Below are 17840 nucleotides of genomic sequence, written 5' to 3'. Positions count from 1 at the left end.
GAAAGGACCCAGCATGGCCGACCTGACAACCGAATTCGCCGGCATCACATCGCCCAACCCGTTCTGGCTGGCCAGCGCGCCGCCGACGGACAAGGAATACAATGTCCGCCGCGCGTTCGAGGCCGGCTGGGGCGGCGTCGTCTGGAAGACGCTGGGCGCCGAAGGCCCGCCCGTGGTCAATGTGAACGGGCCGCGTTACGGCGCGGTCTGGGGTGCGGACCGGCGGCTGTTGGGGCTGAACAATATCGAGCTGATCACCGACCGCCCGCTGGAAACCAACCTCGAGGAAATGGCGCGGGTCAAGGCGGACTATCCCGACCGCGCGCTGATCGCGTCGATCATGGTGCCGTGCGAGGAAGCCGCGTGGAAGGCGATCCTGCCGCGTGTAGCGGAAACCGGCGCCGACGGGATCGAGCTGAACTTCGGCTGCCCGCACGGGATGAGCGAACGCGGCATGGGCAGCGCCGTGGGGCAGGTGCCGGAATATATCGAAATGGTCACCCGCTGGTGCAAGGAATATTACGACAAGCCGGTGATCGTGAAGCTGACCCCCAACATCACCGATATCCGCTATCCGGCGCGGGCGGCGCATAACGGTGGGGCGGATGCGGTCAGCCTGATCAACACGGTCAGCTCGATCACCTCGGTCAATCTGGACACGATGTCGCCCGAGCCGTCGATTGATGGCAAGGGCAGCCATGGCGGCTATTGCGGCCCGGCGGTGAAACCCATCGCGCTGAACATGGTGGCCGAGATCGCGCGCGACCCGGAAACCGCCGGGCTGCCGATTTCCGGCATCGGCGGGGTGACCACATGGCGCGATGCGGCAGAATTCCTGGCGCTGGGGGCGGGCAATGTCCAGGTTTGCACCGCGGCCATGACCTATGGCTTCAAGGTGGTACAGGAAATGGCGGCGGGCCTGTCGCAATGGATGGACGACAAGGGCTATAAATCCGTGGCCGAGGTCACCGGCCTGGCCACGCCCAACGTGACCGACTGGCAGTATCTGAACCTGAATTTCATCACCAAGGCCGAAATCGACCAGGACGCCTGTATCAAATGCGGACGCTGCTATGCGGCGTGCGAGGATACCAGCCACCAGGCCATCGCGATGTCCGCCGACCGGACCTTTACCGTCAAGGACGAGGAATGCGTGGCCTGCAACCTGTGTGTGAATGTCTGCCCGGTCGAGGGCTGCATCACCATGCGCGAACTGCCCACGGGCGAGACCGATCCGCGCACCGGCAAACCGGTGCAGGACGATTACGCCAACTGGACGATGCACCCCAACAACCCGTCGGCGCAGGCGGCGGAATGACATCGTGACTTGACCGCGGCATGACCGGGACGGCACCCTTGCCCGCAGGGAAGGGGTGCCGCCGGATGCAGTTTCTGAACATCACCCGCTGGCCAGTGCTGCTGGTTCTGGCCGCCGCCGGGGCGGCGGTGGTGATCTTCGCCTTTGTCACCGTAAACCTGTTTTCGCTGGCCATGGCGAATGTCTATTTCATCCGCGAACACGGCTGGCTGGCGATCCGCGCGGGCGCGCTGGTGCAGATGGCGTGGCTGGGGCTGGGCGGGGCGGTCGCGCTGGCCAGTTGGCTGGCCTTCAAGATCCTGGAATCCGAGGTGACCCGCCGCTATCGCATCTGGGCCGAACGTGATCCGGGCGGCGATTGATCCCGCCCGCATCCCGGATCAGCGGCGCCGGTCGATCTGCGGCGCGGTGGTTTCGGCATCCTGCGGCGGGTGGTCCGTCAGGTCGAAATCCGGCCGCGCCCAGGTTTCATACCGCGCCTCCAGCACGTTGGCCTCGAACGCGGGCGGTGGACCGGTCGGCGCATCGGGATCGAAGGGCGCGCGGGTCAGGCTGCCATCCGAAAACGCGGCGTCGAATTCGCCATTCATCTGCCCGCCGTCGCTGGTGGCGGCGATGCGTTGTGTCTTGGGCAGATCGGGAAGCTGAATATCCACCGATCTGAGCGGCAGGACGGCCTGCCAGCGGGTGTCCGAAAGTGTGATCATGCCCTATTCCCGGCAAAATGCCCCCACCAGACCTGTTTAGATTTCGCCAACGGATCTGAACAGCGATTTAAGATCGCAATTTGAGATGAATTTTCCGTGTCCCGGATGTCGAATCAATTGCGGATAAAAAATATCCACGATAATCTGTATCCAGATAAAAGAGGGCGCGACATGAAGATGAGCGATGGGGTCGAAGCGGCGATCCACTGTGTGACACTTCTGGCGAGCATTCCGCAGGATGCCGTGCTGTCGGGGGCGGATCTGGCGCGGTTTCACGGTGTCTCGGCCAGCTATTTGCTGAAACATCTCAAGGCTTTGGTCGCCGCCGATGTGCTGGTGTCTGTCTCGGGGCCGAAGGGCGGCTATCGGCTGGCCCGTGCGGCGGACCGGATCACGTTGCTGGACATCGTGCTGGCGGTCGAAGGGGGCGCGCCCGCCTTTCGCTGCCGCGAGATCCGCCGCGCGGGGCCGAACCCGCCCGATGCCACGGCCTTTCCCGACCCGTGCGGGATCAGCGTGGCGATGCTGCGCGCCGAACGGGCCTATCGCGATGCGTTGGCCCGGACCCCGATCAGCGAACTGGTCCGGGAACATATGGACCACGCCGCCGACTGCGTCCTGGCCCGGGGCGCGGCGTTTTTGAAAGAGAACTTGCGGCAGCAGGGCTGAAACCGACCACCAATAGACGGAGAGATCTCATGGAAGCCAGAGTGAACGCCTGGAAAGACGCCCCGCAGCTGATGCAAGGATTCCTGGCCCTGAACGACCAGATCGAAGCGGCAGGGTTGGAACCCAGCCTGCTGCATCTGGTGAAGCTGCGCGCCTCGCAACTGAACGGCTGCGCCTTTTGCGTCGACATGCACACGCGCGAGGCCCGCAAGGACGGCGAGACCGAACAGCGCCTGTATCTGACATCGGCCTGGCGGGACAGCTTCCTGTATACCTCGCGCGAACGGGCCGCGCTGGCCTGGACCGAGGCGGTCACCCGCCTGGGCGCCCAAGGCCCCGACGATGCGCTGTGGGCCGAAACCCGGCAGCATTTCCCCGACGACCAGATCATCAAGCTGACCGCAGTTGTGGTTATGATCAACAGCTGGAACCGCCTGTCGGTGGCGTTCCGGTCCGTCCATGCCGCGCCTGGCGCCGTGGCCGCCTAGGGCGCCAGCAGCTTGTTGAACAGCACGTCCAGATAGGCCTGCGCGCCGTCGAAATTGCGCCCGGTATCCGGGCCCAGGATGGCGCGCACCTGCACATCGAAATCGGCGTAATGCTGGGTCAGCGCCCAGATCGAGAAGATCAGGTGATGCGGATCGGCGGGCGCGATCTGGCCCGCATCCATCCAGCCCTGCAGGACTCGGGCCTTTTCGTCGACCAGCGTCTTCAGCTCGCCGCCCAGAACCTCGTGGATGCGCGGGGCGCCCTGGATGATCTCATTGGCAAACAGCCGGCTTTCGCGCGGATAGGCGCGGCTGATCTGCAGCTTGCGATGCACATAGCCGATGATCTCGTCCACCGGTTTGCCATCGGGGTCCAGCGCCCGCAGCGGGTCCAGCCAGGTGTCCATCAGCCCCGACAGAAGCGCGACATGGATCGCCTCTTTCGACGGGAAGTAATACAGCAGGTTGGGCTTGGACAGATCGGCGGCGCGCGCGATCTGGTCCAGCGTGGCGCCGCGATAGCCGTGTTGCGAAAACACCTCCAGCGCCGCGTCCAGAATTGCCGTGGTGTTTTTCTTCTGAATGCGGGTCTGTGGTTTCGGTTGTGTCATGGCGGCGGGTTCTACTGAATCAAGCGACGGTTTGTCCAACGGGAAGCGCGAAAATCATGCTATTATCGACTTGCCCAATGCGCGCGCGCAACAGGCGGGGCGATGCCCCTTTTCTGCGCGGGGTCTGGATCGGCTTGACGACATGCGCCGGGATATCCTTGACTGCCATTGTTGCTCTGTTAGCGTGATCCTGACCATTTGGTAAAACTAGCCGGGGCCGCTGGGCAAATCCAGTCTGAACCGCAACTTTCCGGGGGGTGCCCATGGCCCTTGATCGCAATTCCGTTCCCAATGACCTGTCGGCCTATTGGATGCCCTTCACCGCGAACCGGCAGTTCAAGCAGGCCCCGCGCATGCTGGTATCGGCCGATGGCGTTTTCTATACCGCGCAGGACGGGCGCCAGATCCTGGACGGCACGGCGGGGCTGTGGTGCTGCAACGCGGGGCACAACCGCCCCAAGATCGTCGAGGCGATCCGCCAGCAGGCGGGAGAGCTGGACTATGCCCCCGGTTTCCAGATGAACCACCCCAAGGCGTTCGAACTGGCCAGCGCCGTGCGCGACATGGCGCCCGAGCCGTTCCAGCACGTCTTTTTCACCAATTCCGGGTCCGAAAGCGTCGATACCGCGCTGAAGATCGCGCTGGCCTATCACCGGGCCAAGGGGCAGGGGCAGCGCACCCGTCTGATCGGCCGCGAAAAGGGCTATCACGGGGTGGGCTTCGGCGGCATATCGGTCGGCGGTCTGGTCAACAACCGCCGCATGTTCGGCACGCTGCTGAACGGGGTCGACCATCTGCCGCACACCCACCTGACGGAAAACGCCTTTACCCGTGGCCAGCCCGAACATGGGGCCCATCTGGCCGACGAGCTGGAACGGATCGCCCAGTTGCACGGGCCGGAAACCATCGCCGCCGTGATCGTCGAGCCGATGGCGGGCTCGGCCGGTGTGCTGCTGCCGCCCAAGGGCTATCTGGAAAAGCTGCGCGAGATCTGTACCCGTCACGGCATCCTGCTGATCTTTGACGAGGTGATCACCGGCTTTGGCCGTCTGGGCGCCAGCTTTGCCACCGAGTATTTCGGCGTGACGCCCGATCTGATCACCACCGCCAAGGGCCTGACCGGCGGCACGGTGCCGATGGGGGCGGTTCTGGTCACCTCGCAGATCCACGACGCCTTCATGCATGGCCCCGAGCACATGATCGAGCTTTTCCACGGCTATACCTATTCGGGGCACCCGCTGGCCTCGGCCGCGGGTCTGGCCACGCTGGAGCTCTATCGCGAAGAGGCGCTTTTCGAACGCGCCGCCGCGCTGGCCCCTTATTTCGAGGACGCCCTGCACGGGCTGCGCGACTGCCCGAACGTGATCGACATCCGCAATATGGGGCTGGTCGGCGCGGTCGAGCTGGAACCGATCCCGGATGCGCCGGGCAAGCGGGCGTTCGATGTGTTCCTGGCGGCCTATGAAAAGGGCGTGCTGCTGCGCTTTACCGGGGACACGATCGCCATGTCGCCGCCGCTGATCTTCGAGAAATCCCATATCGACCAGCTGGTCGGCACCCTGCGCGAAGTTCTGAAAGGGGCGGAATGACACGGCCGGAGGCGGTTGCAACCCAATTGATCGACGATGACCGCGTGCGTGTGACGCGGTTCGACTTTGCCCCCGGTGCGGAAACGGGCTGGCATCGCCACGGGTTCGATTACGTCATCACCGCGATCACCGATTGCCACATGCTGCTGCAAATGCCGGACGGCGACACCCGGCGCACCACCGTGCCTGCGGGGGCGGCCTATGCCCGGCAGGCGGGTATCGAACATAATGTCGTGAATGACGGGGACCAGCCGATGGCCTTCGTCGAAGTGGAACTGAAATAGGGAGACCCCCCAATGCCCGCCCCCGGAGAGAACCTGCGCATCAACCCGTCCCGCCTGTGGGACAGCCTGATGGAGATGGCCAAGATCGGCCCCGGCATCGCCGGTGGCAACAACCGCCAGACCCTGACGGACGAAGATGCCGAGGGCCGCGCGCTGTTCCGCAAATGGTGCGAGGATGCGGGCATGACCATGGGGGTCGACACGATGGGCAACATGTTCGCCACCCGGGCGGGCACGGACCCCGATGCGCTGCCGGTCTATATGGGCAGCCACCTGGATACCCAGCCCACGGGCGGCAAATACGACGGTGTGCTGGGCGTTCTGGGCGGGCTGGAAGTGGTCCGGTCGATGAACGACCTGGGCATCAAAACCCGGCACCCGATTGTCGTCGCCAACTGGACGAACGAGGAAGGCACGCGCTTTGCGCCGGCGATGCTGGCCTCGGGCGTGTTCACCGGACGCCACACGCAGGACTGGGCCTATGACCGCGTCGATGCCGAGGGCAAGCGCTTTGGCGACGAGCTGAAGCGCATCGGCTGGGTCGGCGACGAGGAGGTCGGCGCGCGCAAGATGCACGCCATGTTCGAGCTGCACATCGAACAGGGCCCGATCCTGGAGGCCGAGGGCAAGGATATCGGCGTCGTGACCCACGGGCAGGGGCTGCGCTGGATCGAATGCACGGTGACGGGCAAGGAAAGCCACACCGGTTCCACGCCAATGCATATGCGCCTGAACGCGGGCCGGGGGCTGGCGCGGATCACCGAGCTGGTGCACGAGATCGCGATGAAGCACCAGCCCAACGCCGTGGGCGCCATCGGCCATATCGATGTCTATCCCAACAGCCGCAACATCATCCCCGGCAAGGTCGTCTTCACCGTCGATTTCCGCAGCCACCTGCAGGAGGTGATCGACGCCATGATGGCGGAATTTTCCGAAAAGGCGCCGGCGCTTTGCACCGAGATCGGCACCGAGCTGAGTTGGGAGATCTCGGGCCAGTTCGATCCGCCCGCCTTTGACGAAGCCTGTGTCACCGCGGTGCGCAACGCGGCCGAGCGGCTGGGCTATAGCCACATGGATATCGTCTCGGGCGCGGGGCATGACGCCTGCTGGATCAACGATGTCGCGCCGACCTCGATGATCATGTGCCCCTGCGTCGACGGGCTGAGCCATAACGAGGCCGAAGAGATCAGCCCCGAATGGGCCGCCGCGGGCACCGATGTGTTGCTGCATGCGGTTCTGGAAACCGCCGAGGTGGTGGGGTGAGCCGGGGTAGGCCGGGGGCGCTGCCCCCGGACCCCCGGAGTATTTGAAGAACAATGAATCAGGGGCGCGTCTTCGGGCGCATCTGGTATCGAAGAGGGAGTTGAACCATGAGCACAGTCATCAAGAACGGCACCATCGTGACCGCCGACCTGACCTATAAGGCCGATGTGCTGGTCGAGGGGGGGCAGATCATCGAAATCGGCCCCGACCTGAAGGGCGACGAGGTTCTGGACGCCACCGGTTGCTATGTGATGCCGGGCGGGATCGACCCGCATACGCATCTGGAGATGCCCTTCATGGGCACCTATTCCAGTGACGATTTCGAAAGCGGCACCCGCGCGGCGTTGTCGGGCGGCACCACGATGGTCATCGATTTCGCGCTGCCCAGCCCGGAACAGGGCCTGCTGGACGCGCTGCAGATGTGGGACAACAAATCGACGCGCGCCAATTGCGATTACAGCTTTCACATGGCCGTCACATGGTGGGGCGAGCAGGTCTTCAACGAGATGGAGGCCGTGGTCAAGGAGCGCGGCATCAACACCTTCAAGCATTTCATGGCCTATAAGGGCGCGCTGATGGTGAATGATGACGAGATGTATGCGTCTTTCCAGCGGCTGGCCGAACTGGGCGCCACCGCGCTGGTCCATGCCGAAAACGGCGACGTGGTGGCCGAGCTGACCGCCAAGCTGCTGGCCGAGGGGAACATCGGGCCCGAGGCGCATGCCTATAGCCGGCCGACCCAGGTCGAGGGCGAGGCCACCAACCGCGCCATCATGATCGCCGACATGGCGGGTGTGCCGCTTTACGTGGTGCATACGTCCTGCGAAGAGGCGCATGAGGCGATCCGGCGCGCCAAGCAGCAGGGCAAGCGCGTCTGGGGCGAGCCGCTGATCCAGCATCTGACGCTGGATGAAAGCGAGTATTTCCATCCCGATTGGGACCATGCCGCGCGCCGGGTGATGTCGCCGCCCTTCCGCGACAAGAAGCATCAAGACAGCCTGTGGGCGGGTTTGCAGTCGGGCTCATTGTCGGTCGTGGCGACCGATCACTGCGCCTTTACCACCGAACAGAAGCGCTATGGGGTGGGTGATTTTTCCAAGATCCCCAACGGCACCGGCGGGTTGGAGGATCGCCTGCCGATGCTTTGGACCCAAGGGGTCGCCACGGGGCGCCTGACGCCGAATGAATTCGTGGCCGTTACATCAACAAACATCGCCAAGATATTGAATTGCTATCCGAAAAAGGGCGCGATCCTTGTGGGCGCGGATGCGGATATCGTGGTCTGGGATCCGGCCAAGGAAAAGACCATAACCGCCAGCGCGCAGCAGTCGGCCATCGACTACAACGTGTTCGAAGGCCACCATGTAAAGGGCCTGCCGCGGTTTACGCTGACACGCGGACAGGTCGCGGTTTATGACGGTGAGATCCGCACGCAGGAGGGGCATGGCAAGTTCGTCAAGCGCGCGCCCAATGCCACGGTGAACACGGCGCTGAGCACGTGGAAGGAACTGACCGCGCCCCGCCCGGTGGAGCGCACGGGCATTCCGGCGACGGGTGTGTGATCGAAAGTTGAAAAAGGGGATCAAGAGCGTGACGCAAGCGCCTGTAATCGAGGCAAAAAACCTCGATCTGACATTTCAGACCAATGACGGCCCGGTCCATGCGCTGAAAGGTGTCGACCTGACCATCGACAAGGGCGATTTCGTCAGTTTCATCGGGCCGTCAGGCTGCGGTAAGACCACCTTTCTGCGGGTCATCGCGGGCTTGGAACAGGCCACCGGCGGGCAGATCACCGTCAATGGGATGTCGCCGGATGCGGCACGTCAGGCGCGCGCCTATGGCTATGTGTTCCAGGCGGCGGGTTTGTACCCGTGGCGCACGATTGCGGGCAATATCAAGCTGCCGCTGGAGATCATGGGGTTTTCCAGGGCCGATCAGGAAAGCCGCGTGAAGAATGTTCTGGAACTGGTTGATCTTGCTGGATTTGGTAAGAAATTCCCATGGCAGCTGTCGGGTGGGATGCAACAGCGCGCCAGCATCGCGCGCGCGCTGGCCTTTAATGCCGATATCCTGCTGATGGACGAACCTTTCGGCGCGCTGGACGAGATCGTGCGCGATCACCTGAACGAGCAGCTTTTGGCGCTGTGGGCGCGCACCGAAAAGACTATCGGCTTCGTCACCCATTCGATCCCCGAGGCGGTGTATCTGTCGACCAAGATCGTGGTGATGAGCCCGCGCCCGGGCCGGATCACCGATGTGATCGACAGCCCGCTGCCGAAAGAGCGCCCGCTGGATATCCGCGACACGCCGGAATTCCTGGAAATCGCGCATCGGGTGCGCGAGGGGCTGCGGGCGGGGCATGCCTATGACTGAGGCGCTGGTTACCCGCCGGGCCGGGCCCGAAGACATGCCCGCCTGCGCCCGCATCGTGCATGACTGGGTGCAGCAGACGGATTGGATGCCGAAGCGCTTCACCTTGGCGGATTTCGAGGAGATGTTCGCCGAGGCGCTGCCGATGCGCGAGATCTATGTGGTGGGCAAGCCGGTCGCCGGCTACCTGTCCTTCGATCCGGAAACCGCACGGATTATCGGCCTCTATACTGCCGCACGCGGGCGGGGGCTGGGTAAGGCTCTGGTCGATCGTGTGAAATGCGGGCGCGACTTTGCCTGTCTGCACACGCATGGCCCAAATACCAGAGCACATCGGTTCTATCGGCGCGAAGGGTTCGTTCCCGTGGAGCAAATCGCCGAGGGCGATGACGGCCTGCCGGAGCTGCGGATGGAATGGCGGCGGGAGGTGGCTGCATGATGTTGGGCGCGGCTTGGAACGCCGCCCCCTGCCACGAGGGGTCAGGGGGCTTTCATCGCTCACGGTCATCGGCTCTCCAGCCTGTACCGTGGGGTCAGGATGCGAACATAAACCTTTCATTGTTCTTAAAATACTCACGGCGCGACAGAGTGGCCGGGCGATGCGCTGAAAGATTTAGTGCCTCCGGCGGGAGTATTCCGGGAGCAATGAAGGGGGCGGGCGCATCATGAGGACGCTGGTACCGATCCTGACCGTCATCGCTGCCATCGTGGCGATCTGGTACGCGGCGGCGATTTTCATGAATGCGCAATGGGCGCGGGATCAGGCGGCGCGGGCGGGGACCGAGTTGAGCGTATCGGCGCTGGTGGCGGATACCTGGTCGCAGGATCGCCCGCGCCTGCCGGCGCCGCATCAGGTGGTGGCCGAGCTGTGGGATACCACGGTCGGCAAGAAGATCACCAGCAAGCGCAGCCTGGTCTTTCACGGCTGGATCACGCTTTCGGCGACGCTGCTGGGCTTTGGCATTGGCACGGGGTTGGGGATTCTGCTGGCGGTGGGGATCGTGCACAACCGGGCCATGGACATGAGCGTTATGCCCTGGGCGATTGCCAGCCAGACGATCCCGATCCTAGCGATTGCGCCGATGATCATCGTGGTGCTGAATTCGGTTGGGGTGCAGGGGCTGTTGCCCAAGGCGTTCATCAGCGCCTATCTGTCGTTCTTTCCGGTGGTGGTGGGCATGGTCAAGGGGTTGCGCAGCCCCGATGCGATGCAGCTGGACCTGATGCGCACCTATAGCGCCAGTGCGGGGCAGGTGTTCTGGAAGCTGCGGCTGCCGGCCTCGATGCCCTATCTGTTCACGTCGCTGAAGATCGGTGTGGCGGCCAGCCTGGTGGGGGCCATCGTGGGCGAGCTGCCGACCGGGGCGATCCGGGGCCTGGGCGCGCGGATGCTGTCGGGCAGCTATTACGGGCAGACGATCCAGATCTGGTCGGCGCTGTTCGCCGCGGCCATCGTGGCGGCGGCGCTGGTGGGGATTGTCGGGCTGATCCAGCGGGTGACGTTGAAACGCATGGGGATGGCGCGATGATCCTGGTGGCTTTGGCAATCGCGATCTGGCTGGGGGCGTGGTGGGTGAATGCCCGCATTGCCGGATCGCCGCTGAACCGGACCCGGTGGGCGCGGCTGGCGGTGCCGGCGATTTTCGGTCTGACCCTGTTGGTGGTGTGGGAGCTTCTGGTGCGCGGGCTTCAGGTGCCGGGCGTGATCCTGCCGCCGCCGTCGGCGATTGCGGCGCGGATCGGGGCGTCGCCGGGCATCCTGTGGGTGGATTTCGTGCAAACGGCGGTCAAGGGCGCGCTCAGCGGTTATGTCATCGGCTGCGGGACGGCGTTCCTGACGGCGATTGCCATCGACCGGTCGCCGTTCTTGCAACGCGGGCTGCTGCCGGTGGGCAATTTCGTGGCCGCCCTGCCGATCATCGGGACCGCGCCGATCCTGGTGATGTGGTTCGGGGTCGACTGGCAGTCGAAGGCCGCCGTGGTCGTGGTGATGGTGTTCTTTCCGATGCTGGTCAACACGGTACAGGGGCTGGCCGACACCACGGCGATGCAGCGCGACCTGATGAAGACCTATTCCGCCGGCTATTGGCAGAGCCTGTTCAAGCTGCGCCTGCCGGCGGCGATGCCGTTCATTTTCAACGGACTCAAGATCTCGACCACGCTGGCGCTGATCGGTGCCATCGTGGCCGAGTTCTTCGGCTCGCCCATCCAGGGGATGGGGTTTCGCATTTCGACCGAGGTCGGACGCCTGGGCCTGGATATGGTCTGGGCCGAGATCGCGGTCGCGGCCTTGGCGGGGTCGGCCTTTTACGGGGCCGTCGCCGCGATCGAGAAGGGGGTGACCTTTTGGCACCCCTCGCAACGCGGCTGATCAACAGCCCGCATAACAACAAGGAGGTTCATGATGAACAAGCGACTGACAACGACATTGGCGGGGGCGTTTTCGCTGCTTGCCTGTGGCGCCCAGGCAGCCGACGATATGACGCTGCAGCTGAAGTGGGTGACCCAGGCGCAATTCGCGGGCTATTACGTCGCGCTGGAAAAAGGGTTCTATGGCGACGAGGATCTGGATGTCACCATCAAGCCGGGCGGGCCGGATATCGCGCCGGTGCAGGTTCTGCTGGGCGGCGGGGCCGATGTGATGGTCGACTGGATGCCCTCGGCCCTGGCCGCGCGCGAGCAGGGGGCGCCCATTGTGAACATCGCGCAGCCCTTCGCGTCTTCGGGGTTGATGCTGACCTGTCTGAAGGAACACGGCATCACCAGCCCGGCGGAATTCCCGGGCCACACGCTGGGCACTTGGTTCTTCGGCAACGAGATTCCGCTGTTCACCTGGATGGGCAAGCTGGGCATCCCGACCGACGGGTCCGAGGGCGGCGTGACGATCCAGAAGATCAACTTCAACGTCGATCCGCTGCTGCAAAAGCAGGTCGAATGCGCGACGACCATGACCTATAACGAATACTGGCAGGTGATCGATGCGGGCCTGAGCCCCGACGATCTGGTGGTGTTCAAATACGAGGACGAGGGGATCTCGACCCTGGAAGACGGGCTTTACACCACCGAGGAGATGCTGGCCGACCCGGCCGAAGCCGACAAGCTGACCCGCTTCGTGCGCGCCAGCATGAAGGGCTGGAAATATGCCGAGGCCAACCCCGACGAGGCGGCCGAGATCGTGCTGGAATATGACGAGACCGGCGCGCAGACCGAAACCCACCAGAAGCGGATGATGGGCGAGATCGCCAAGCTGACCGCCGGATCGAACGGCGCGCTGGACCCCGCCGCCTATGACCGCACGGTCGAGATCGTGATGTCCGGCGGCGTGATCAAGGAAACGCCCGATGGCGCCTGGACCCATGCCATCACCGATGCCGCGCTGCAGTAAATGCGAACCGGCAATGAAACAAGGAACGGCGCGGGAATCCCTGCGCCGTTGCCACGAATCAATGTTGCACTGCAGCGGCGCGTTTCTGCTTTGCCGCAGAAATATGCAGGAATGCGGTTCAAAAACGGCCAAATAAGGCAGCGATGCCACATTTCGGGGCGGTTCGAGCCTCAATTGTGGCGGAAATGTGGTAATTAAGGTTGCGCCACGGGTATGTCCCTGATTTTTATTGAAATGGTACGTCATCCGCGCAGGATGGGGTCAGGAAATTAACCTTGAGCTCAGACGAGGCTTAATATGTTTGTAAGAAACCTTATCGCAGGCGCCGCCATCGCAATGGCCGGTACGGCTGCCAGCGCGGCCACGGTCACGACGTCGTTCTTCATCGGCGCGGTGACGGGGACGTCCAACAACACCAATACCTTCGACTTCAACCAGTTCCTGTCCGGCGAGCGCGTGAAGGTCGAGATCAGCATCGACGACTCGGCGCTGGATACGGCGGCTTACGTCAACACCGGCATGTTTGCGGATCCGACCGCGACGATCAAGCTGGTCGGCGCGACCTCGGGCACCACGCTGACGCTGGCCGATGGCCTTTCGGTCGTTGCACGCAACGACGGGCAGAGCCTGAAGATCGACTCGATCGAAACCAGCGCAAGCGCCACGAACACCTTCGTGCTGCATAACGCGATGGACTTCGTCTATGGCCTGCCGACCTTCAGCGATCCCAACGACCTGAGCGCGGTTCTGGCCGATGCCGAACTGCCGCTGGGCAAGACCGGGCTGACATCGATCAGCTTCTGGGACAGCACCGCCGGGCGTCAGTTCACCGGCCTGCGGATCACCGCGGTTCCGCTGCCGGCCACCGGCCTGGCGCTGATCGGTGCCCTGGGTGTCCTGGGTCTGTATCGTCGCCGCAAGTCGTAAAGCGACCCCGACATTTCATCTGAGCAAGGGCTGGTGCATCGCGCCAGCCCTTTGTCGTTGCAGGGCCCGCCCGCGCTTGATCCCGGTCAAGGCCGCAACCCGACGGGTGTGCGACACTTTGCCTGCGGAAACTTTTGCAGGAGGGTTCAGATGGTTTCGGTATTTCAGCGTTTCATGGTGATCGTGGTTCTGGCGGCTGGTCTGGCCGGATGCGCGGACGAGATCGAAGAGCAGATCGGCGAATGCGAGCCGGGCGTGTCCGAGTTGAGCCGGGTCGATCCGACGCCGCCGCCGGGCTGCTGACACCGGCCCGAGGCGGGGCAGGGGTCATGAAAAAGCCCGGCCGTGATGGCCGGGCTTTCGCGGTGGGATATCAAGGCCGCCTTAGATCGCCAGATATTCGGCGCGCAGTTCCTCGTTTTCCAGAACCTCGGATGCCAGCCCGTCGAAGACGATGGTGCCGGTGTCCAGAATGACCGACCGGTCGGCCAGTTCCAGCGCGCGCACCGCGTTCTGTTCGACGATGACCGTGGTCATGCCCTGTTCCTTGATGTGGATGAGGGTCTTTTCGATCTCGTCCACGATCACCGGCGCCAGCCCTTCATAGGGTTCGTCCAGCAACAGCACCTTGATGTCGCGTGCCAGCGCGCGGGCGATGGCCAGCATCTGCTGCTCGCCGCCCGACAGGGTCACGCCCTCTTGCTTGCGGCGTTCGCCCAGGCGGGGGAACAGGTCGTAAAGCCGGTCCAGCGACCAGCCGATCGGCTCCACGATCTGCGCCAGTTGCAGGTTTTCCTCGACCGTCAGGCCGGGGATGATCCGGCGGTCTTCGGGCACCAGACCCAAGCCCGCAACCGCGGCCTCGTGGCTGGCCATGTTGTGCAGCGGCTGGTGGTCCAGCCAGATTTCGCCATGGGTGACCTGCGGATCGCCCAGCCGGGCAATCGCGCGCAGGGTCGAGGTCTTGCCCGCCCCGTTGCGGCCCAGCAGCGCCAGGATCTCGCCCTCGTGGACGTTGAAGTTGATGCCCTGCACGATATAGCTTTCGCCATAATAGGCGTGCATGTCCCAGACCGACAGAAAGGCCGGGGCGGTCTGTGCGGCATTGGCGTTCTTGCTGAAATCGGGTTTGACGTTCATCAGTCTTTCCTCACGCGCTTTCGCCCAGATAGGCTTCGCGGACCTTCGGATGGCCCTTGATCTTGTCGGGTGTGTCCTCGACCAGGGGGGTGCCCTGGGCCAGAACGGTGATCCGATCCGCCAAGCTGAACACCACATGCATGTCGTGTTCGATGATGGCGATGGTGATGTCGCGCTCGTCCTTGATCTGTTTCAGCAGGTCGATGGTATTGTTGGTGTCGGCCCGCGCCATGCCGGCGGTGGGTTCGTCCAGCAGCAACAGGCGGGGCTGTTGCGACAGGCACATGCCGATTTCCAGCCGCCGCTTGTCACCGCGCGACATGGCGGCGGCATGCATGTGGCGCTTGTCGGCCATGTTCATGTCCTCCAGCATCGCCTCGGCCCGTTCGATCACGTCGGCCTGCTTGTCCGCCATCTTCAGGGGGTTCAGGGCAAACGCCCCGTCGCGTTCGGCGAAGATCGGGATCATCATGTTTTCCAGCACCGTCAGATCGCCGAAGATCTCGGGCGTCTGGAACACGCGGGAAATGCCCATCTGGTTGATCTCGTGCGGTTTGCGGCCCAGCACCGACTTGCCGTCGAACATGACGCTGCCGGTATCCGGGATCAGCTTGCCGATCAGACAGTTCAGCAGGGTGGACTTGCCCGCGCCGTTGGGGCCGATGATCGCGTGGCAGGTGTTCTCCGCCACGCTGAGGTTCACATCGCCAAGCGCCTGTAGCCCCCCGAACCGCTTGCCCACGTCTTTGACTTCCAGAATTGCCATCTGTCAGCTCTCCTTATTCGGCCACATGGGGCGCGGGTTTCGGGTGATGCTCGGGGTCCTTGCCATCGGGCGTCTGCTTCTTGCGGCGGAACAGCCGTGCCACACGCTGGCCGCCCTCGATCAGGCCGCCGGGCAGGAAGATCACCACCAGCATGAACAGGATGCCCAAGGTCAGGTGCCAGCCCTTGCCGACGAAGGGGTGCAGGATCGCGACGACGAAATCCTCGAGCCCGTCGGGCAGGAACGCGAACCAGCCATGCAGGACGCTGTCGTTGATCTTCGAGAAGATGTTCTCGAAATACTTGATGAAGCCCGCGCCCAGCACCGGGCCGATCAGTGTGCCCGCGCCGCCCAGGATGGTCATCAGAACGACCTCGCCCGAGGCGGTCCACTGCATCCGTTCGGCCCCGGCCAGCGGGTCCATCGACGCCATCAGGCCACCGGCCAGACCGGCATACATCCCCGAGATGACGAAGGCCGCCAGCGTATAGGGGCGCGAGTTCAGCCCGGTGAAGTTCATCCGGTTCTGATTGGTCTTGACCGCGCGCAGCATGATGCCGAAGGGCGAGCGGAAGATGCGCACCGCCAGATAGAACATCACCAGCATGATAATCGCGCACAGGTAATAGCCCGCGTTGAACTGGAACAGCCAGGCGCCCAGCTCCATCTTATAGGTCGCGTTCATCTGCAGCCCGAACAGGTGCGGCACGTTGGGCGAGTTTGCCCCCATCAGGAATTGCGGATCGTCGGTATAGACCTGAAGGCCGGTTTCGCCATTGGTGATCGGTGTCAGCACCGAATAGGCCATGGCAAACGACATCTGTGCGAAGGCCAGCGTCAGGATCGAGAAATAGATCCCCGACCGCCGCAACGAGATGAAGCCGATCAGCAGGCTGAAGAGCCCCGCGACGATCACGCTCAGCACGATGCCGGGCAACACGTTATAGCCCAGAAGCTTGAACATCCACACCGCCGAATATGAGCCGACGCCCAGAAAGGCGGCATGGCCGAAGGACAGATAGCCGGTCAGGCCAAACAGGATGTTGAAGCCGATGGCAAAGATGCCGAAGATCACGAAACGCTGCATCAGGTCGGGATAGCCCGCGTTGAACTGCGCCAGCTCGGACCCTTCGGGGAAGGGGTTCAGCAGGAAGGGCGCGAACAGGCACAGGGCGGCCACGATCAGCAGCAGGCGGGTGTCTTTGGAATTCAGTCCGAACATGGGGTCAGTCCTCCATCACGCCTTTGCGGCCCATCAGTCCACGCGGACGGGTCAGCAGGATGATGATTGCAACAAGGTAGATGATGATCTGGTCGATCGACGGCAGGAACAGATAGGTCTCGAAGAAGTTCTTGATCGGCGAATAGGAGGCAAAGCTTTCCAGAACGCCCAGCAGGAACCCCGCGGCCACAGCGCCGGGCAGGCTGCCCATGCCGCCCACGACCACCACGACGAAGGACAGGACCAGGAAATCCATGCCCATGTGGTAATTGGGTGAATTGATCGGCGTGTACATCACCCCCGCAAGCCCCGCCACGGCGGCGGCGATGCCGAACATGATGGTGAAGCGGCGGTCGATATTGATGCCCAGCAGGCCCACGGTTTCCCGGTCGGCCATGCCCGCGCGTACCACCATCCCGAAGGTGGTGAATTGCAGGAACGCAAAGACCGCGCCGATCACGATGGCGGCAAAGACGAAGTACACAAGCCGCCAATAGGGGTAGATGATCACATTGGGATCGAACCCCAGCAGCACGCCGAAATCGAAGCTGCCCCGGAACGCGTCGGGGGCGCCGGTCGGGATCGGGTTGGCGCCATAGAAATACTTGATCACCTCTTGCAGGACGATCGCCAGGCCGAAGGTCACCAGGATCTGGTCGGCATGGGGACGCTTGTAGAAATGCTTGATCAGCCCGCGTTCCATCACATAGCCGATGGCAATCATCACCGGGATCGCGAACAGGATCGCCAGCGGCACCGACCAGTCGATGATCGCAGCCCCCAGTTCGGGGCCGAACCAACCTTCGACATAAGGGACCTTGACCTTCAGCGGGTTGCCCAGAAAGTCGGTCCGGGTTTCATCGACGATCTCGCGCGACAGCGTCAGGATCTTGTTCAGCGTCACGGCACAGAAGGCGCCGATCATGAACAGCGCGCCATGGGCGAAGTTCACGACGCCCAGCGTGCCGAAAATAAGTGTCAGCCCCAGGGCGATCAGCGCATAGGCCGATCCCTTGTCGAGGCCGTTGAGAATCTGCAGAAGGATCGCGTCCATCTTCCCCACCTGTTCCTGGAATTGGTGGCCGGTCTCCGGGCGGGGCC

21 protein-coding genes are annotated in these 17840 nt (G+C 63.4%); 15 read left to right on the top strand and 6 right to left on the bottom strand.

Annotated elements, in window-relative coordinates; translation table 11 throughout:
- The first annotated feature begins 13 nt into the window (after positions 1 to 13).
- Positions 14 to 1318, top strand: coding sequence for an NAD-dependent dihydropyrimidine dehydrogenase subunit PreA (gene preA / locus CLM60_RS15905; RefSeq protein WP_095590090.1), 1305 nt, complete (start codon positions 14 to 16; stop codon positions 1316 to 1318).
- Positions 1319 to 1383: 65 nt separating this feature from the next.
- Positions 1384 to 1680, top strand: coding sequence for a hypothetical protein (locus tag CLM60_RS15900; RefSeq protein ID WP_095590089.1), 297 nt, complete (start codon positions 1384 to 1386; stop codon positions 1678 to 1680).
- An 18-nt stretch (positions 1681 to 1698) separates the two neighbouring features.
- Here CLM60_RS15900 and CLM60_RS15895 read toward each other — a convergent pair whose 3' ends face one another.
- Positions 1699 to 2025: a hypothetical protein gene (locus tag CLM60_RS15895; protein ID WP_095590088.1), complete on the bottom strand. Its 327-nt coding sequence runs from the start codon at positions 2023 to 2025 to the stop codon at positions 1699 to 1701.
- A 171-nt stretch (positions 2026 to 2196) separates the two neighbouring features.
- On the opposite strand from CLM60_RS15895, the gene CLM60_RS15890 reads away from it, so the two are divergent.
- Positions 2197 to 2694, top strand: coding sequence for an RrF2 family transcriptional regulator (locus CLM60_RS15890; RefSeq protein WP_095590087.1), 498 nt, complete (start codon positions 2197 to 2199; stop codon positions 2692 to 2694).
- Positions 2695 to 2723: 29 nt separating this feature from the next.
- The gene (locus CLM60_RS15885; protein ID WP_095590086.1) at positions 2724 to 3182 is read left to right on the top strand and encodes a carboxymuconolactone decarboxylase family protein; all 459 of its coding nucleotides are present in this window, start codon (positions 2724 to 2726) and stop codon (positions 3180 to 3182) included.
- On the opposite strand, the gene CLM60_RS15880 is transcribed toward CLM60_RS15885, so the two are convergent.
- Entirely contained in the window at positions 3179 to 3793 is a 615-nt protein-coding gene (locus CLM60_RS15880) for a TetR family transcriptional regulator C-terminal domain-containing protein (protein ID WP_095590085.1), read from the bottom strand. The genes CLM60_RS15885 and CLM60_RS15880 overlap by 4 nt on opposite strands.
- A gap of 263 nt (positions 3794 to 4056) precedes the next feature.
- Here CLM60_RS15880 and aptA point away from each other — a divergent pair, with 263 nt between their 5' ends.
- The 11 genes from aptA (at position 4057) to CLM60_RS20985 (ending at position 13914) form a co-directional block, all read left to right on the top strand.
- Positions 4057 to 5382, top strand: coding sequence for an omega-aminotransferase AptA (aptA, locus tag CLM60_RS15875; protein ID WP_095590084.1), 1326 nt, complete (start codon positions 4057 to 4059; stop codon positions 5380 to 5382).
- Positions 5379 to 5666, top strand: a complete 288-nt coding sequence (locus CLM60_RS15870; protein ID WP_095590083.1) for a cupin domain-containing protein — start codon at positions 5379 to 5381, stop codon at positions 5664 to 5666. Before aptA ends, CLM60_RS15870 begins: the two co-directional genes overlap by 4 nt.
- A 12-nt stretch (positions 5667 to 5678) precedes the next feature.
- Entirely contained in the window at positions 5679 to 6929 is a 1251-nt protein-coding gene (locus CLM60_RS15865) for a Zn-dependent hydrolase (protein WP_095590082.1), read from the top strand.
- 107 nt (positions 6930 to 7036) lie between these two features.
- Positions 7037 to 8491, top strand: a complete 1455-nt coding sequence (hydA, locus tag CLM60_RS15860; protein ID WP_095590081.1) for a dihydropyrimidinase — start codon at positions 7037 to 7039, stop codon at positions 8489 to 8491.
- A 28-nt stretch (positions 8492 to 8519) separates the two neighbouring features.
- Positions 8520 to 9302 carry an ABC transporter ATP-binding protein gene (locus CLM60_RS15855; RefSeq protein ID WP_245848440.1) on the top strand — a complete coding sequence of 261 codons (783 nt, stop codon included), beginning with the start codon at positions 8520 to 8522 and terminating at the stop codon, positions 9300 to 9302.
- Positions 9295 to 9738: a GNAT family N-acetyltransferase gene (locus CLM60_RS15850; RefSeq protein ID WP_095590079.1), complete on the top strand. Its 444-nt coding sequence runs from the start codon at positions 9295 to 9297 to the stop codon at positions 9736 to 9738. Before CLM60_RS15855 ends, CLM60_RS15850 begins: the two co-directional genes overlap by 8 nt.
- A gap of 226 nt (positions 9739 to 9964) precedes the next feature.
- A complete protein-coding gene (locus tag CLM60_RS15845; protein ID WP_095590078.1) occupies positions 9965 to 10828 on the top strand; it encodes an ABC transporter permease in 864 nt (287 codons plus the stop codon).
- Entirely contained in the window at positions 10825 to 11670 is an 846-nt protein-coding gene (locus CLM60_RS15840) for an ABC transporter permease (protein WP_095590077.1), read from the top strand. The genes CLM60_RS15845 and CLM60_RS15840 overlap by 4 nt, the downstream gene beginning before the upstream one ends.
- Positions 11671 to 11703: 33 nt before the next feature.
- The gene (locus CLM60_RS15835; protein WP_095590738.1) at positions 11704 to 12684 is read left to right on the top strand and encodes an ABC transporter substrate-binding protein; all 981 of its coding nucleotides are present in this window, start codon (positions 11704 to 11706) and stop codon (positions 12682 to 12684) included.
- A 297-nt stretch (positions 12685 to 12981) separates the two neighbouring features.
- On the top strand, positions 12982 to 13611 hold the full coding sequence (locus tag CLM60_RS15830; protein WP_141246543.1) for a VPLPA-CTERM sorting domain-containing protein: 630 nt from the start codon (positions 12982 to 12984) through the stop codon (positions 13609 to 13611).
- Positions 13612 to 13761: 150 nt separating this feature from the next.
- Positions 13762 to 13914, top strand: a complete 153-nt coding sequence (locus CLM60_RS20985) for a hypothetical protein (RefSeq protein WP_176473900.1) — start codon at positions 13762 to 13764, stop codon at positions 13912 to 13914.
- 81 nt (positions 13915 to 13995) lie between these two features.
- Here the strand turns inward: CLM60_RS20985 and CLM60_RS15825 are convergent, their stop codons facing one another.
- Genes CLM60_RS15825 through CLM60_RS15810 form a run of 4 tightly spaced genes read right to left on the bottom strand, consistent with a single transcriptional unit; the run spans position 13996 to position 17793 of the window.
- Positions 13996 to 14751: an ABC transporter ATP-binding protein gene (locus CLM60_RS15825; protein WP_095590075.1), complete on the bottom strand. Its 756-nt coding sequence runs from the start codon at positions 14749 to 14751 to the stop codon at positions 13996 to 13998.
- A gap of 10 nt (positions 14752 to 14761) precedes the next feature.
- Positions 14762 to 15517, bottom strand: a complete 756-nt coding sequence (locus CLM60_RS15820; RefSeq protein ID WP_036560381.1) for an ABC transporter ATP-binding protein — start codon at positions 15515 to 15517, stop codon at positions 14762 to 14764.
- 13 nt (positions 15518 to 15530) lie between these two features.
- Positions 15531 to 16739: a branched-chain amino acid ABC transporter permease gene (locus tag CLM60_RS15815; RefSeq protein WP_095590074.1), complete on the bottom strand. Its 1209-nt coding sequence runs from the start codon at positions 16737 to 16739 to the stop codon at positions 15531 to 15533.
- Positions 16740 to 16743: 4 nt separating this feature from the next.
- On the bottom strand, positions 16744 to 17793 hold the full coding sequence (locus tag CLM60_RS15810; protein WP_095590073.1) for a branched-chain amino acid ABC transporter permease: 1050 nt from the start codon (positions 17791 to 17793) through the stop codon (positions 16744 to 16746).
- Positions 17794 to 17840: the final 47 nt, after the last annotated feature.

The organism is Actibacterium ureilyticum, assembly GCF_002285435.1.
GTDB lineage: Bacteria > Pseudomonadota > Alphaproteobacteria > Rhodobacterales > Rhodobacteraceae > Actibacterium_C > Actibacterium_C ureilyticum.
This window is presented reverse-complemented; position numbering and strand designations above follow the sequence as displayed.

Coding starts and splice junctions, on each gene's coding strand:
- aptA (WP_095590084.1), top strand. CDS start 4,057: ATGGCCCTTGATCGCAATTCCGTTCCCAATGACCTGTCGGCCTATTGG.
- CLM60_RS15865 (WP_095590082.1), top strand. CDS start 5,679: ATGCCCGCCCCCGGAGAGAACCTGCGCATCAACCCGTCCCGCCTGTGG.
- CLM60_RS15825 (WP_095590075.1), bottom strand. CDS start 14,751: ATGAACGTCAAACCCGATTTCAGCAAGAACGCCAATGCCGCACAGACC.
- CLM60_RS15810 (WP_095590073.1), bottom strand. CDS start 17,793: ATGGACGCGATCCTTCTGCAGATTCTCAACGGCCTCGACAAGGGATCG.
- CLM60_RS15840 (WP_095590077.1), top strand. CDS start 10,825: ATGATCCTGGTGGCTTTGGCAATCGCGATCTGGCTGGGGGCGTGGTGG.
- preA (WP_095590090.1), top strand. CDS start 14: ATGGCCGACCTGACAACCGAATTCGCCGGCATCACATCGCCCAACCCG.
- CLM60_RS15900 (WP_095590089.1), top strand. CDS start 1,384: ATGCAGTTTCTGAACATCACCCGCTGGCCAGTGCTGCTGGTTCTGGCC.
- CLM60_RS15885 (WP_095590086.1), top strand. CDS start 2,724: ATGGAAGCCAGAGTGAACGCCTGGAAAGACGCCCCGCAGCTGATGCAA.
- CLM60_RS15850 (WP_095590079.1), top strand. CDS start 9,295: ATGACTGAGGCGCTGGTTACCCGCCGGGCCGGGCCCGAAGACATGCCC.
- CLM60_RS15895 (WP_095590088.1), bottom strand. CDS start 2,025: ATGATCACACTTTCGGACACCCGCTGGCAGGCCGTCCTGCCGCTCAGA.
- CLM60_RS15890 (WP_095590087.1), top strand. CDS start 2,197: ATGAAGATGAGCGATGGGGTCGAAGCGGCGATCCACTGTGTGACACTT.
- CLM60_RS15835 (WP_095590738.1), top strand. CDS start 11,704: ATGAACAAGCGACTGACAACGACATTGGCGGGGGCGTTTTCGCTGCTT.
- hydA (WP_095590081.1), top strand. CDS start 7,037: ATGAGCACAGTCATCAAGAACGGCACCATCGTGACCGCCGACCTGACC.
- CLM60_RS15845 (WP_095590078.1), top strand. CDS start 9,965: ATGAGGACGCTGGTACCGATCCTGACCGTCATCGCTGCCATCGTGGCG.
- CLM60_RS15880 (WP_095590085.1), bottom strand. CDS start 3,793: ATGACACAACCGAAACCACAGACCCGCATTCAGAAGAAAAACACCACG.
- CLM60_RS20985 (WP_176473900.1), top strand. CDS start 13,762: ATGGTTTCGGTATTTCAGCGTTTCATGGTGATCGTGGTTCTGGCGGCT.
- CLM60_RS15815 (WP_095590074.1), bottom strand. CDS start 16,739: ATGTTCGGACTGAATTCCAAAGACACCCGCCTGCTGCTGATCGTGGCC.
- CLM60_RS15830 (WP_141246543.1), top strand. CDS start 12,982: ATGTTTGTAAGAAACCTTATCGCAGGCGCCGCCATCGCAATGGCCGGT.
- CLM60_RS15870 (WP_095590083.1), top strand. CDS start 5,379: ATGACACGGCCGGAGGCGGTTGCAACCCAATTGATCGACGATGACCGC.
- CLM60_RS15820 (WP_036560381.1), bottom strand. CDS start 15,517: ATGGCAATTCTGGAAGTCAAAGACGTGGGCAAGCGGTTCGGGGGGCTA.